Genomic DNA, 13,087 nt, shown 5'->3' with positions numbered 1-13,087 from the left:
CGGGGCCGGCCGAGGAGACTCGGCCGGCCCCGGACGTCAGGCGTCCCGGCGGCGCAACACCGCCGTACCCGCCAGCAGCGCCACGGCCGCCCACGCCGCGCAGATCAGGAGACCCACCCAAGGCGCGTACGGCGCCACCGTCATCGTGATCGGGTTCGGCTGTCCCGCCTCCACCATCGCGTTCACGCCCGCGATGCCCGGGAAGTACGGCATGGCCTCCGGCAGGCCCAGCGAGGCCACGATCAGCGGCAGCGGAACCAGCAGCACGACCACCGACACCAGCGTCCCCGCCGCGCTGCGCAGCGCCCACGCCAATCCCGTGCACAGCAAGCCGAGCAGGGCGAAGTACCCGCCCATGCCCGTCGCCGTGGTGAAGCCCTCTTCGAGGGACGTCGGCAGGCCGTGGCCGTCCATCACCACGCGGGCCAGCACCATGCCCGCGCACGACAGCAGCACTCCGTACGCGAACAGCACCGGCAGGGCCACCGCCGCCTTGGCCAGGGCCACGCGGGGCCGGACCGGGGTCCACAGCAGCGTCGAACGGATTCCGCCGCCCGCGTACTCGCTCGTGACGAACAACGTCGCCAGGGCGATCACCGCGAACTGGGCCAGGTAGAAACCACCGCCCAGGGCGATCGTGTGGGCGCCCTGGGGCTGGTCGCCGATGCGCTGGGCGATGGCCGACACCGTGCTGTAGAACAACATCAGCGCCGTTCCGCCCACCAGGCACCACCAGGTCGCGCGGACCGACCAGAACTTCGTCCACTCCGCCGCCACCGCGCCCGGCAGGCCGCCTCCTCGCACTTCCACCGCCGCCGTCATGCCGAAACCCCGTATTCCACCGAAGAAGCCGTCAGTTCCATGTACGCCTGCTCGAGCGACGCCGTCCGCTCGGCGAGGCCGTGCACGCGGATCCCGAGCTCGTGCACCAGGTCGCCGACGCGGGTGACGCCGATGCCGTCCACCACCAGTTCGCCCGGCTCGCCCGGGTGTGTCAGCCCGCCTTCGGCGCGCAACCGCGCGTCCAGCGAAGCGCGCTCGGCGTCGGCCGGGACGAGGACCGAGACCGTCGTGCGGGAATTGCCCGCGATGAACTCCGCCACCGGGGCGTCGGCCAGCAGCTTGCCCTTGCCGATCACCACCAGGTGGTCGGCGGTCAGCTGCATCTCGCTCATCAGGTGGCTGGAGACGAACACCGTCCGCCCCTCGGCCGCCAGGGAGCGCATCAGCTGGCGGACCCAGCGGACGCCGTCCGGGTCGAGGCCGTTGACCGGCTCGTCGAACAGCAGCACGCCGGGGTCGCCGAGCAGCGCGCCCGCGATCCCCAGCCGCTGGCCCATGCCGAGGGAGAACTGGCCGGCGCGCTTGCCGGCGACGTCGGACAGCCCGACCGTCGCCAGCACTTCCTCGACCCGGCTCGCCGCGATGCCGTTGCTGCGGGCCATGGCCAGCAGGTGCTTGCCGGCGCTGCGGCCGGGGTGCAGGGCCTTGGCGTCGAGCAGCGCGCCGACCTCGCGCAGGGGGTGCCGCAGTTCCGCGTACCGCTTCCCGCCGACCAGGGCTTCGCCCGCCTGCGGGTGGTCGAGCCCGACCGTCATCCGCATGGTCGTCGACTTCCCGGCGCCGTTGGGGCCGAGGAAACCGGTCACCTGGCCCGGTTGGACGTCGCAGGTGAGCGCGTCGACGACGGTCTTCTCCCCGTAGCGCTTCGTGAGTCCCCTGAGTGTGATCATGCGTCGAAGTCTGCGGCCCGCGGGGGCGCGCGGGCATCGGACGACGGTCGCGGGCCGCCCCCGACTTTCGTCAGGTGCGGCGGCGGGTGTGCCGGGTCGGGACGGCGCCGGCCGGGTCCTCCGGCCAGGGGTGCTTCGGGTAGCGGCCGCGCAGGTCGGCGCGCACGGCCGGGTAGCCGGACGTCCAGAACGACGCGAGGTCGGCGGTGATCGCGGCCGGGCGGCCGGCGGGGGAGAGCAGGTGCAGCACCACCGGGACGCCGGCGATCACCGGCGTTTCGGTCCAGCCGAAGGTCTCCTGGAGCTTGACGGCGAGGACGGGCTGGTCACCGCGGTAGTCGACGCGGATGTGGGACCCCGACGGCACTTCGAGGCGGTCCGGGGCGAGGTCGTCGAGCTTCGCCGCTTCGGGCCAGGGGAGGAGGGCCTTCAGGGCGGTACCGGCGTTGATGTTCGCCAGGTCGGCTTTCCGGCGGGCCGTGCCGAGGTCCAGCCAGCTGTCCACATCGGACAGCAGGGCGGCGTCGCCGACCGGTGGCCACGGCGGGCCGAGGACGCGGTGCAGGAAGGCCAGCCGCTCGCGGAGGCGGGTCGCGTCCTGGCTCCACCTGAGGAGGCCGAGCCCTTCGGTTTTCAGGCCGGCGACGAGGGCGTCGTGGACGTCGGCGTCCTTGAGCGGCCTCTCGGACAGGACGATGGCACCGAGCTTGCGGACGCGCCGGGCGACGACATCGCCGTCCCAGGTCACTTCGTCCACTTCGGACACCCGCCCGGCGCGGACGGCGAGGGTTTCGTCGGCGGCCGCGGCGAGCCGGATGGTGCCATGGACGCGGCCGGGATCGCGGGTGGCCTCGGCGATCGCCAGCCACTCGGCGTCGAGGCCGCTGCCGGGCGGGAGTTCGGCGGCGGTGCCGCCGGCCATGAGGTAGACGGGCGCACCGCCGGGCCGCCGTCTGGCGAGCCGCTCAGGATGGGCCAGGGCGACGACGAGGGCAGGGTCGGGCCGGTGGCCACCGGGCGCGGGAACGGAACTCGCGTGATCGGGAATGGAACTCGCGTGATCGAGGGCGGAACTCGCGTGATCGGGGCCGGAACTTGCGTGTTTGGGGGCGGGACTCGCGTGTTTGGGGCCGGAACTGGCGGTCGACGGGGAACGGCCGGCCCGGTCGCGGGACACGAGACCCTCCAGACGCTGGACCTCGCGCTTCCAGCGTCGCGAGCCCTCGTCGCCCGCCGAGCCCAGGCGGCGTAGTTCCGCGTTCACGTCCGTCAGCGTCGCGCCCGCGTCCAGGAGCGCCACGACCTCCGCCGCGTGGCGAGCGCCCACTTCCGCGGCCCCGTCCAGCAACGCCCGGGCCAGCCGCGGGTGCAGGCCCAGCTCCGCCATCCGGCGGCCGCGCGGGGTCACCGTTCCGTCCTCGGCCGTCGCGCCCAGCGTCACCAGCAGTGCCCGGCCCGCCGCGAGCGCACCCTCGCCCGGCGGGTCCCACCAGGCGAGCCCGCTGCCGTCCGGGGTCGACCAGCACGCCAGCTCCAGCGCCAGCCGGGCCAGTTCGGCCGTGCGGATCTCCGGCTCCGGGTACGCCGGCAGCGTCGCCTGTTCGTGCTCGGCCCAGCAGCGGTACGCCCGTCCCGGCGCCTCCCGCCCCGCGCGGCCGGACCGCTGGGCGGCCACCGCGGCCGAGACCCGCACCGTCGCCAGCCCAGGCAACCCGCGCCGGTGGTCGACGCGCGGCACCCGCGCCAAGCCCGAGTCCACCACCGCGCGCACGCCCGGGACCGTCAGGCTCGACTCCGCCACCGCCGTCGCCAGCACCACCCGCCGCCGGTCGCGCGGCCGCAGTGCGTCGTCCTGGTGCGCGGCCGACAACCGGCCGTGCAGGGGGAGAACGTCCACACCGGACAGCGGCAGCAACCCTTTCGTGCGGGCGATTTCCCCGGCTCCGGGCAGGAAGGCGAGCACATCGCCCTCGCCCGAGGACAACGCCGTCCGGACAGCGCGGGCGACGCAGGCCTCGATCCGCTCACCGCGGGCCGGCGGGACGTAGGAGAACTCCACCGGGTACGTCCGGGCCGTGGCCTCGACCACCGGGGCGTCGCCGAGCAACGCGGCCAGCCGCCCGGAGGCGACCGTCGCCGACGTCGCCAGCAGGCGCAGGTCCTCCCGCAGCCCCGCGCGGACGTCCAGGAGCAGGGCCAGCAGCAGGTCCGCGTCCAGGTGCCGTTCGTGGCACTCGTCGAGCAGGACCGTCGACACCCCGGGCAGCTCCGGGTCACCCTGCACGCGCCGGACCAGCAGCCCCGACGTCACGACCTCGATCCGGGTCCGCGCCGACACCTTCCGGTCGCCGCGCACCGCGTAACCCACCGTCTCGCCGACCGGCTCACCCAGCAGCGCCGCCATCCGCGCCGCCGCCGCGCGGGCCGCCAGCCGGCGCGGCTCGGCCACCACGACCCGGCCCTCGCTCGCTGCGGACAAGGCGAGCGGGACCAGCGTCGTCTTGCCCGTGCCGGGCGGCGCCACGAGCACCGCGGCACCACGGGCGTCCAGCGCGGCGACGACGTCGGGCAGCACGGACCGGACCGGCAGGTCGGGCAGCTTCACTTCGACGTGACCTCAGGGGGCGGGGGCAGCTGGTAGCCGGACGGGCCGATGTTCGCGTTGAGCGAGCGCAGCCATTCGCCCGAGGAGATCATCTTCCGGATCGCGTCGTCGACCGCGGCCACCCCCTGGGTGTCGTCCTTGCGCAGGCCGATGCCGTAGTTCTCCTTCGAGAACGGCTTCCCGACGATCTTCAGCAGCTCCGGGTCGCGGGCGACGTACCCGGCCAGGATCACCGCGTCCGTGGTCACCGCGTCGATCTGCCCGGCGAGCAGCGCGGTCACGCAGTCGGAGTACCGCGGGTACTCGACCAGCTGGACGGCCTGCGCGTACTTGTCCTTCACCTGCTGCGCCGGCGTCGACCCGGTCACCGAGCACAGCCGGCGGCCGTTGAGCGCCTCGGGCCCGGCGATGTCGGCCGACGTCCGGCGCACCAGCAGGTCCTGGCCCGTGGTGAAGTACGGGCCGGCGAACGACACGACCTGCTTGCGCTTGTCGGTGATCGAGTAGCTCGCCACGACCAGGTCGACGGCGCCGGAGGTGAGGTCCGTCTCCCGCGTCGCCGACGTCGTCTCGCGCCACGTGATGTCCTTCGCGGGGACACCGAGCTCACTCGCGACGAAAGTCGCGACATCGACGTCGAACCCGACGAACCGGCCGTCGATGGTGTGCTCCGAAAGCCCCGGCGCGTCGAACCGGATGCCGATGGTCAGGTGATCCGTGGCACTCGCCCGGGTGACGAGCGAGTCCGTGGGCGACACCTTCGCCGGACCGCACGCCGACGCCGTGACCAGCAGCAACGCCGAGCCGAGGAGCGTGCGCCATCGCATCCGGCCGCTCCCTCCGCCTCACGTTGTTCTCAGGTCCCCCCGTTAGCCTAAGTGCGTGGTGCGACCGTCCCAACCCGTGCTGAACACCGCCGGCACGCTCGCCCGGCTCGGGCTGGCGGCCGTCTGGCTCGTTTCCGGTGCGCTCAAGCTGGCGGATCCCGGCCAGACGCTGATCGCCGTGCAGGCGTACGAGGTGCTGCCGGACGCACTCGAAAACGTGGTGGCCATCGCGCTGCCGCTCGTGGAACTCGTGCTCGGGCTGCTGCTGCTCGCGGGCCTGGCGACCCGGTGGGCCGCCGCGGCCGCGCTGGTGCTGCTCGTGGTGCTCATCGCCGGCATCGCCCAGTCGTGGGCGCGCGGGCTGAGCATCGACTGCGGGTGCTTCGGCGGCGGCGGGCAGGTGGCGGCGGGGCAGACCGAGTACCCGCAGGAGATCCTCCGCGACACGGGGTTCGCGCTGCTGGCCGGCTGGCTGGTGGTGCGGCCGCGCACGTGGCTGTCGCTCGACGGGTGGCTGGCGCGAGGTCGCGGGAACTCGGGCGAGCCCGGGCACGACTACTCGGGTATCGCGGAAGGGAACTGATACACAGTGGGTGGAGCTGAACGGACCGCGCGGAAACGCCGTCAGGCGGCGCAGGCCGGTTCGAACGTGGTCGCGCAGGCCAGGGGAACGTCCGGGGACCGGCGGAAGTGGATCATCGGGATCGGGGCCGTGGTCGTGGTGGCCGCGCTGGTGATCGGCGGCGTGATCTGGACGATCGCGGACCGGAACCGGACCGAGGGCCAGATCATCGACGCGGGCAAGACGACGAACTCGCTGGCGGGCGACGTCACGCAGAAGCGCGACGGCGTGGTCGTCACCGTGGGCAAGCCGGGCGCCAAGGCCTCGATCGACGTCTACGCCGACTTCCTCTGCCCGATCTGCGGTGAGTTCGAGAAGCAGTACAAGAGCGGCATCGAGCAGGCGATCAACGACGGCAAGCTGCAGGTGCGCTACCACATGGTCCCGCTGCTCAACGAGCGCTCCAGCCCGCCGGGCTACTCGCTCGACTCGGCGAACGCGGCGCTGGCCGCGGCCGACGCCGGCAAGTTCCTCCAGTTCCACGACGCGCTGTTCGCCAACCAGCCCGAAGAGGGCAAGCGCGGCTACGACAAGGCGCAGCTGATCGAACTCGGCAAGAACGTCGGCATCACCGACGCCGCATTCGCCCAGACGGTGAACGCCGGCACCTACGACCAGCAGCTGAACACCGCGTTCCAGCAGATCGAGAACGACCCGAAGCTGGCGCAGGACTTCGGCGGCGGGCAGACCGGGTTCGGCACGCCGACGGTCACCGCGAACGGCTCGATCGTGTCCTGGCAGGACCCGGGCTGGCTCGCCAAGGTCACCGGCTGACTCCGGGCAATTCGCCCACCCGGGTACGGACTCTCGACTAGGCTGATTCCGCACCAGGGGAACCGGGGGTGCCGCGTGCGCGTCGCACCCCCGGTGACAGGAGGGGTCAGTGGACGGTTTTCACGTCGATGAGGGCGCGTACACGCGGTACGCGCGCGAAGTCGACCCGCTCGGGGAAGACGTCAAAGGCGCGGCCGACAAGCACGTCGGCCCGCACGTGACGCTCGGCGGCCACGGCTTTTCGGAGATGGGCGGCGAGTCCGGCTTCTCCGGCGCCTACAGCGGCCGGATGCGCGCGCTGCAGGAGAAGCTGCGCCGCGTCGGCGGCGGCTGGGGGCAGGTCGGCGAGGCCGCGCGGCAGACCGATCGCAACTACGCGGCGGTCGAAGGCGAACACGGCGACGTCCTCCGGCGGCTCGGCGGCGATTCATGACCGAGCACACCGACCAGCTCGTCCGGCACCACCTGGACACGACGAACCAGTTCGCGCAGAAACTGCGCCACGACCCGGCGGCCATCGGCGGCGCACGGGACGCCCACCACGCCTTGCAGACGTCGGTGGGCCGCTCCCGCGACGTCGCCTCGGAGCAGCGCGTCAACCTGGCCTCGGCCACCTCCGGCTCGACGACCGACCGCGCCACGGCGACGTCGCAGAGCCTGGAGAAGGAGGTCCAGGACCTCCTCGACGAGAGTGCCGAGATCGAGAAGGCCGTCGCCGAGGCGGCCGAGACGCTGCACGTCGGCGAGATCAAGAACGACCAGGTCCGCGACCAGATCATCAAGGAGATCGCGGCGTCGATGAAGGCGCTGGAAGCGGTCAAGACCATCCAGCCGCCGGAGAGCCGCGGCGCCGCTTCGCGCGACATCCTGATGAAGCTGCAGACGAAGATCAGCCAGCTCACCGGCCAGGCGGCGACGTTCAGCGAGCAGACGATCAACGACCTGACCGCGATCGGCACCCGCCTCGGCGGCGAAGAGCAGTCGACGTCGTCCTCGTCGGCGGCCTCGACCAAGGTCGGGTCGTCGTTCAACAGCAACAGCGGGTACTCCGGCGGATCGGACGGCGGGGGCGGCGGTGGCGGTGGGGGCGGCGGCGCCGTCCACAAGCCGCGGCTGCCGGTCGCGATCCCGCCGCAGCCCGGCAGCGGCGTCGCGATCAACCTGCCCGGCGGCAAGCAGGTGATGGCGCCGAACGAAACCGCGGCCAAGGCGGTGCGCAACGCGCTCGCGCAGCTCGGCGTGCCGTACGTCTGGGGCGGCACCGCCCGAGGTGTCGGCCTCGACTGCAGCGGGCTGACCATGACGTCGTACCAGGACGCCGGCCTGCAGCTGCCGCGGACGGCGGCGCAGCAGACGGTCGGCGCCGAGGTGCCCTCGATCGACCAGCTGCTGCCCGGCGACCTCGTCGTCTGGTCCGGTCACGTGGCGATGGTGATCGGCGACGGCCAGATGATCGAGGCGGGCGACCCGGTGCAGATCAGCAAGATCCGCACCACGAACGCGGGACAGTCGTTCATCGGTTTCTACCGGCCCACGGGGTGATGGCTTTGGCTGACTTCGACGTCGAACTGGCGTCCGCGCGGATCGCCGAGCAGGCGTCCCGGGCGGGCGCCGAGGTGTCCGCGCGGCTCGAGCGCTCGGGCCCGGTGGTGGGCAAGGCCGCGTCCGGCGGCATCGAGGTCCAGGTGGCGCCGGGCGGGCTGCTCACCGGCCTGTCGATCCACCGGTCCGAGCTGCGGCAGGGGTCCGCGGTGCTGGCCGACCGGATCTTCGAGCTGGCCCAGCGCGCGACCCGGCGGGCGGGCGACCGGATGTACCACGCGCTGGCCTCGGCCGTTCCCGCGGACCAGCTGGAAACCCTGGGCTACCAGCCGATCCCGGACGACGACCCGGACGCCGAGACGTACTCGTACGGAGAGGGACAGCGGTGATCACGACCCGGCAGCTGATCGCCCAGGCCCGGGCGCGCGAAGAGGCGATGTCCCGGGTCGAGGAGCTCCTGGCCTCGGCTTCCGGCACGGCGCACGACCGCGACGGGCAGGTCGAGGTGACGGTGGATTCGCGGGGGAAGCTGCTGCGGCTGTGGCTCGCGCCGTCGGCGGTGGAGCTGGGCGAGGGCCTGGGCCCACTGGTGGTGGAGATCGCCCAGGCGGCCATGCGCGAGGCCACGCAAGACGGGTACAACAAGGTCGCCCTGCTGGTGGGCGAGGACATGACGGCCATGATCGAGCAGATGACGGGGATGCCGGCGCCGGCCCGGGCGGCGGACGACGACCCGGGGATGACGGTCGAGGAGTTCCAGCGGCTGCGGGAGGAGCGACTGGGGTCCGCGCCTGCTTCTGCCGCTCCCGCTTCTCCCGCTTCGAGTGTCGAAGACGAGGACGCCTACTGGGAGAGCTTCGACCCGGCTTCGCTGCGCTCGGATCGGTGAGCAGCCCCCGTTTTCCACGCTACCGGAGGGGGCCGACACTTTGAGCGCTCGCCGGGTGGTTGCCTGGCCGGGTTTCCACAACACGCGGGATCTGGGTGGGCTGCCGACGACGTCCGGGCGGACGACCCGGTTCGGGGCCTTCTTCCGGGCGGCGGACCTGCGGTTCGTCACCGGCGAGGGGTGGGCGCAGGCGCGGGCCGCGGGGGTCCGCACCGTCGTCGACCTCCGGAACGCAGACGAGATCCGGCCCGCGGCGGACGCCCGGACCGCGCTGGCGGGTTCGGCGCAGTTCACCCCGGACACCGCGGGGCCGGTCACCCCGGCCGGGATCGCGCGGCTCGAAGTCCCGATTGACGACGTCGACGACCTCGCCCTCTGGCAGCACATCAACGGCGCCGGGCTCAACGGTTCCCCGCTCTACTACCCGGTTTTCCTCCGGGAGAAGGCCGGCCGCTGCGCCGCGGTCGTCAAGGCGATGGCCCACGCCGATCCCGGCGGGGTGCTGTTCCACTGCGGCATGGGGCGCGACCGGACGGGCCTGGTCACCCTGGTGCTGCTCGCACTGGCCGACGTCGAACCGCGGGCGATCGCCGCCGACTACGCCCTGTCGGCCGAAGCCACGGCGGCGCTGGTCGCCGCGATGGGTGCCGACGACCAGGGGCCGTTCATCCGGGCCGCCCTGGCGAAGCACGGGACCACGCTCGAAGGGGCCGTGCTGGCGACCCTGGATGGGTTCGACGTCGAGCGCTACCTGCTCGGCGCCGGTGTCACCGGGAGTGAACTCCGCGCGGTTCGCGCCCGGTTGGCCGGGTAGCGCTTTCGGCCGGCGGTCCCGGTGAGCGGAAACCGAGTTCGCTGAGAGGTCTGGACCAGCTGCGTACTGCTGTGTCTTAATCCAAGGCGTGAATTTTGGTCTCTCGACGAGGAGGACCCGGATGCGCCTCGGACGCAGGCTGGGCATCGGCGCGCTGGCCGTGGGCTTGCTGCTCACCTCGGAAACGCCCGCGCTCGCCGGAAACGGCCCCGCCTACAAGGATTCCTGGCGCCCGGTCAAGGTCCGGGTGGCCGATCTGCTCTCGCGGATGTCCCTCGACGACAAGCTCGGCCAGATGATGCAGGCCGAACGGCTCGGCGTCAAAAGCCCGGCCGACGTCACCACCGGGCGGCTCGGGTCGCTGCTCTCCGGGGGCAGTTCGCAGCCGACGCCGAACACGCCCGTCACCTGGGCCGACATGTACGACGGCTTCCAGAAGGCCGCGCTCGCCACGCCGCTCGGCATTCCGCTCATCTACGGCGTCGACGCCGTCCACGGCCACAACGGCCTCTACGGCGCCACCGTCTTCCCGCACAACATCGGCCTCGGGGCGACGCGCGATCCGCGGCTCGTCGAGAAGATCGGGCGCGCCACCGCCGAAGAGGTGTCCGGCACCGGGATCGACTGGGACTTCGCGCCCTGCCTGTGCGTCGCCCGCAACGACCGGTGGGGCCGGACCTACGAATCCTTCGGCGAGGTTCCGCAACTCGCCACCGAAATGACGTCGATCATCACCGGGCTGCAGGGGAACCGGCTGGACCGGCCCGGCTCGGTCCTCGCCACCGCCAAGCACTACGTCGGTGACGGCGGCACCGTCGGCGGAGTCAACGAAGGCAACACCGAGCTCGGTGAGCAGGAACTGCGCGCGATCCACCTGCCGCCGTTCAAGGCCGCGATCCGGCGCGGGGTCGGCTCGGTGATGATCTCCTACAGCAGCTGGAACGGCGTCAAGATGCACGCCGGCTCGTACCTGATCAACGACGTCCTCAAGAAGGAACTCGGCTTCACCGGGATCGTCGTCTCCGACTACAACGGCGTCGACAAGATCGACGGCAAGTCCGGGTTCACGCCCGAAGAGGTCGAGGCCTCGATCAACGCCGGCATCGACATGGTCATGGTGCCCTTCGAGTGGCAGAAGTTCATCGACACGCTGCGGTCGCTGGTCGAGCAGGGCCGCGTGCCGATGGCGCGGATCGACGACGCCAACCGGCGCATCCTCACCAAGAAGTTCGAGCTCGGCCTGTTCGAGCACCCGCTGACCGACCGGCGGTTCCTGGCCACCATCGGCAGCAAGCCGCACCGGGACCTCGCGCGCCAGGCCGTGCGGGAATCGCAGGTGCTGCTGAAGAACGAGCACCACGTCCTGCCGCTTTCGCGGCGCAGCAAGATCTTCGTGGCCGGCAAGAGCGCCGACGACCTCGGCAACCAGTCCGGCGGCTGGACGGTCGGCTGGCAGGGCACCAGCGGGCCCGTCATCCCGGGCACCACCATCCTGCAGGGCGTGCGGCAGAAGTCGCCGGACGTCACCTTCGCCAAGGACGGCACGGGGATCGACGGCAGCTACGACGTCGCCGTCGCGGTCGTGGGGGAGACGCCGTACGCCGAAGGCAAGGGCGACCGGCCGCAGGGGATGGGACTGGACGTGACCGACCTCGCCACGCTGCAGAAGCTGAAGGACTCCGGCGTGCCGACGGTGGTCGTGCTGGTGTCCGGGCGGCCGCTCGACATCGCCGCGCAGCTGCCGGACTGGGCCGGGCTCGTCCAATCCTGGCTGCCCGGCAGCGAGGGCCAGGGCGTCGCCGACGTCCTCTTCGGCGACTACAACCCGACCGGCAAGCTGCCGGTGACCTGGATGCGCAGCGCCGACCAGCAGCCGATCAACGCCGGCGACGGCAAGCCCGCGCTGTTCCCGTTCGGCTTCGGCCTGCACTACTCGCGCCACTGGTGATCCCCGTCCCCCACCGGAAAGGTTCCCGCATGCCCCGCCGTCCCCTGCTCAGAATTCTCGCCTTTTTCGCCGCCTGCTTAGGACTTTCGCTCGGCGCTCCGGCGGTGCACGCCGCGACACCGTTCAAGGTGCTGGCCTTCTACAGCGGCAGCTACGACGCTGCGCACATCAGCTTCGAGAAGGAAGCCAACGTCTGGTTCCCGCAGCAGGCGGCGGCGAACGGGTTCACCTACACCGCGACGACCGACTGGAACCGGCTCACGAGCCTCACCAAGTCCACCGCCGACGTCGTGCTGTTCCTCGACGACCAGCCGCAGTCGGCGGCCCAGTTCCAGGGCTTCCAGAAGTACATGCAGAACGGCGGCGGGTTCTTCGGCTTCCACGTCACCGCCTACAACGACAGCTCGACGCCGTCGTACGCGAACTGGTTCCACAACGACTTCCTCGGCACCGGCCGGTTCACGTCGAACACGTGGGGCCCGACGCCGGAGACGTTGAAGATCGAAAACCGCACGCACCCGTCGACGGCGAACCTGCCGGCGACGATCCGGTCGTCGACGTCGGAGTGGTACGCCTGGCAGAACGACCTGCGGCAGAACGGCAACATCACCATCCTGGCGTCGATGGACCAGTCCACGTTCCCGATCGGCACCGACCCGAACCAGACCTGGTACAGCGGCTACTACCCGATCGCGTGGACGAACAAGAACTACAAGATGCTGTACGCCAACTTCGGCCACAATGCGATGAACTACGAGACGAACACGGCGCTGTCCTCGACGTTCGAGAGCGCGGACCAGAACCGGTTCGTGCTGGACGGCCTGAAGTGGCTCGGCGGCGGCTCGACCGGCCCGACCGACCCGGGCACGATCGACCCGGCGGCCTGGTACGCGGTGACGAACAAGGCGTCGGGCAAGTGCATCGACGCCCGCGCGGCCGCGAGTGCGAACGGCACGGTGATCCAGCAGTACACGTGCAACGGAACGACGGCCCAGCAGTACCAGTTCGCCCCGACGAGCGGCGGTTTCGACCGGATCAACAACCGGACGAACGCCGCCCAGGTCATCGACGTGACGGACGTGTCGACGGCGGACAACGCGGGCCTGCAGCTGTGGTCCTACAGCGGCGGCAACAACCAGCAGTGGCAGCCGGTGGCCGAGGGGAGCGGGTACTACCACTTCGTCGCCCGCCACAGCGGCAAGTGCCTGACCGTGCCGGGCTCGTCCACCGCGGACAGTGTCCAGCTGGTCCAGGCGGCCTGCAGCGGCAGCGCCGCTCAGTCGTTCAAGGTCGCCTAGCGGGTCGTGAGTGTTTAGGCGGGTTAGAACCCGCC

Annotated in this window: 13 protein-coding genes; 9 read left to right on the top strand and 4 right to left on the bottom strand. The window is 71.7% G+C overall.

Features of this window, described 5'->3' with window-relative positions; all coding sequences use genetic code 11:
* Nucleotides 1-36: 36 nt before the first annotated feature.
* From ACWEVN_RS27110 to ACWEVN_RS27095, 4 genes are all read right to left on the bottom strand, one after another.
* On the bottom strand, nucleotides 37-822 hold the full coding sequence (locus ACWEVN_RS27110) for an ABC transporter permease (protein ID WP_452053168.1): 786 nt from the start codon (nucleotides 820-822) through the stop codon (nucleotides 37-39).
* Complete coding sequence (locus tag ACWEVN_RS27105; RefSeq protein WP_452053167.1) at nucleotides 819-1,733, bottom strand: ATP-binding cassette domain-containing protein; 915 nt, start codon at nucleotides 1,731-1,733, stop codon at nucleotides 819-821. Before ACWEVN_RS27105 ends, ACWEVN_RS27110 begins: the two co-directional genes overlap by 4 nt.
* Nucleotides 1,734-1,803: 70 nt before the next feature.
* Nucleotides 1,804-4,338: an ATP-dependent helicase HrpB gene (hrpB, locus tag ACWEVN_RS27100; RefSeq protein WP_452053166.1), complete on the bottom strand. Its 2,535-nt coding sequence runs from the start codon at nucleotides 4,336-4,338 to the stop codon at nucleotides 1,804-1,806.
* Nucleotides 4,335-5,165, bottom strand: a complete 831-nt coding sequence (locus ACWEVN_RS27095) for a glutamate ABC transporter substrate-binding protein (protein WP_452053165.1) — start codon at nucleotides 5,163-5,165, stop codon at nucleotides 4,335-4,337. Before ACWEVN_RS27095 ends, hrpB begins: the two co-directional genes overlap by 4 nt.
* A 76-nt stretch (nucleotides 5,166-5,241) precedes the next feature.
* Between ACWEVN_RS27095 and ACWEVN_RS27090 the strand changes: the two genes are divergently transcribed.
* The 9 genes from ACWEVN_RS27090 to ACWEVN_RS27050 all read left to right on the top strand — a co-directional run bounded on the left by ACWEVN_RS27090 (nucleotide 5,242) and on the right by ACWEVN_RS27050 (nucleotide 13,052).
* Nucleotides 5,242-5,748 (top strand): MauE/DoxX family redox-associated membrane protein, encoded by a 507-nt coding sequence (locus ACWEVN_RS27090; protein WP_452053177.1) that lies wholly within the window; start codon nucleotides 5,242-5,244, stop codon nucleotides 5,746-5,748.
* A 66-nt stretch (nucleotides 5,749-5,814) separates the two neighbouring features.
* Nucleotides 5,815-6,561, top strand: coding sequence for a DsbA family protein (locus ACWEVN_RS27085; RefSeq protein WP_452053176.1), 747 nt, complete (start codon nucleotides 5,815-5,817; stop codon nucleotides 6,559-6,561).
* A 109-nt stretch (nucleotides 6,562-6,670) separates the two neighbouring features.
* Entirely contained in the window at nucleotides 6,671-6,994 is a 324-nt protein-coding gene (locus ACWEVN_RS27080) for a hypothetical protein (RefSeq protein WP_449686210.1), read from the top strand.
* A complete protein-coding gene (locus ACWEVN_RS27075) occupies nucleotides 6,991-8,103 on the top strand; it encodes an NlpC/P60 family protein (RefSeq protein WP_449686211.1) in 1,113 nt (370 codons plus the stop codon). Before ACWEVN_RS27080 ends, ACWEVN_RS27075 begins: the two co-directional genes overlap by 4 nt.
* 5 nt (nucleotides 8,104-8,108) lie before the next feature.
* Nucleotides 8,109-8,492: a YbaB/EbfC family DNA-binding protein gene (locus tag ACWEVN_RS27070; protein WP_452053164.1), complete on the top strand. Its 384-nt coding sequence runs from the start codon at nucleotides 8,109-8,111 to the stop codon at nucleotides 8,490-8,492.
* Complete coding sequence (locus ACWEVN_RS27065; protein ID WP_452053163.1) at nucleotides 8,489-8,992, top strand: YbaB/EbfC family nucleoid-associated protein; 504 nt, start codon at nucleotides 8,489-8,491, stop codon at nucleotides 8,990-8,992. The genes ACWEVN_RS27070 and ACWEVN_RS27065 overlap by 4 nt, the downstream gene beginning before the upstream one ends.
* A gap of 55 nt (nucleotides 8,993-9,047) precedes the next feature.
* Nucleotides 9,048-9,806: a tyrosine-protein phosphatase gene (locus ACWEVN_RS27060; protein WP_452053162.1), complete on the top strand. Its 759-nt coding sequence runs from the start codon at nucleotides 9,048-9,050 to the stop codon at nucleotides 9,804-9,806.
* A 121-nt stretch (nucleotides 9,807-9,927) separates the two neighbouring features.
* On the top strand, nucleotides 9,928-11,754 hold the full coding sequence (locus ACWEVN_RS27055) for a glycoside hydrolase family 3 protein (protein WP_452053161.1): 1,827 nt from the start codon (nucleotides 9,928-9,930) through the stop codon (nucleotides 11,752-11,754).
* A gap of 29 nt (nucleotides 11,755-11,783) precedes the next feature.
* Nucleotides 11,784-13,052, top strand: a complete 1,269-nt coding sequence (locus ACWEVN_RS27050; RefSeq protein WP_452053160.1) for a ThuA domain-containing protein — start codon at nucleotides 11,784-11,786, stop codon at nucleotides 13,050-13,052.
* Nucleotides 13,053-13,087: the final 35 nt, after the last annotated feature.

This window comes from Amycolatopsis sp. NPDC003861 (assembly GCF_053605405.1).
The sequence above is the reverse complement of the archived record's forward strand: the minus strand, read 5'-3'. Positions and strand labels throughout refer to the sequence as shown.

What these genes read in the sequence shown, in the direction of transcription:
- ACWEVN_RS27075 (WP_449686211.1), top strand. Translation starts at nt 6,991, where the DNA reads ATGACCGAGCACACCGACCAGCTCGTCCGGCACCACCTGGACACGACG.
- ACWEVN_RS27050 (WP_452053160.1), top strand. Translation starts at nt 11,784, where the DNA reads ATGCCCCGCCGTCCCCTGCTCAGAATTCTCGCCTTTTTCGCCGCCTGC.
- ACWEVN_RS27105 (WP_452053167.1), bottom strand. Translation starts at nt 1,733, where the DNA reads ATGATCACACTCAGGGGACTCACGAAGCGCTACGGGGAGAAGACCGTC.
- ACWEVN_RS27110 (WP_452053168.1), bottom strand. Translation starts at nt 822, where the DNA reads ATGACGGCGGCGGTGGAAGTGCGAGGAGGCGGCCTGCCGGGCGCGGTG.
- ACWEVN_RS27095 (WP_452053165.1), bottom strand. Translation starts at nt 5,165, where the DNA reads ATGCGATGGCGCACGCTCCTCGGCTCGGCGTTGCTGCTGGTCACGGCG.
- ACWEVN_RS27055 (WP_452053161.1), top strand. Translation starts at nt 9,928, where the DNA reads ATGCGCCTCGGACGCAGGCTGGGCATCGGCGCGCTGGCCGTGGGCTTG.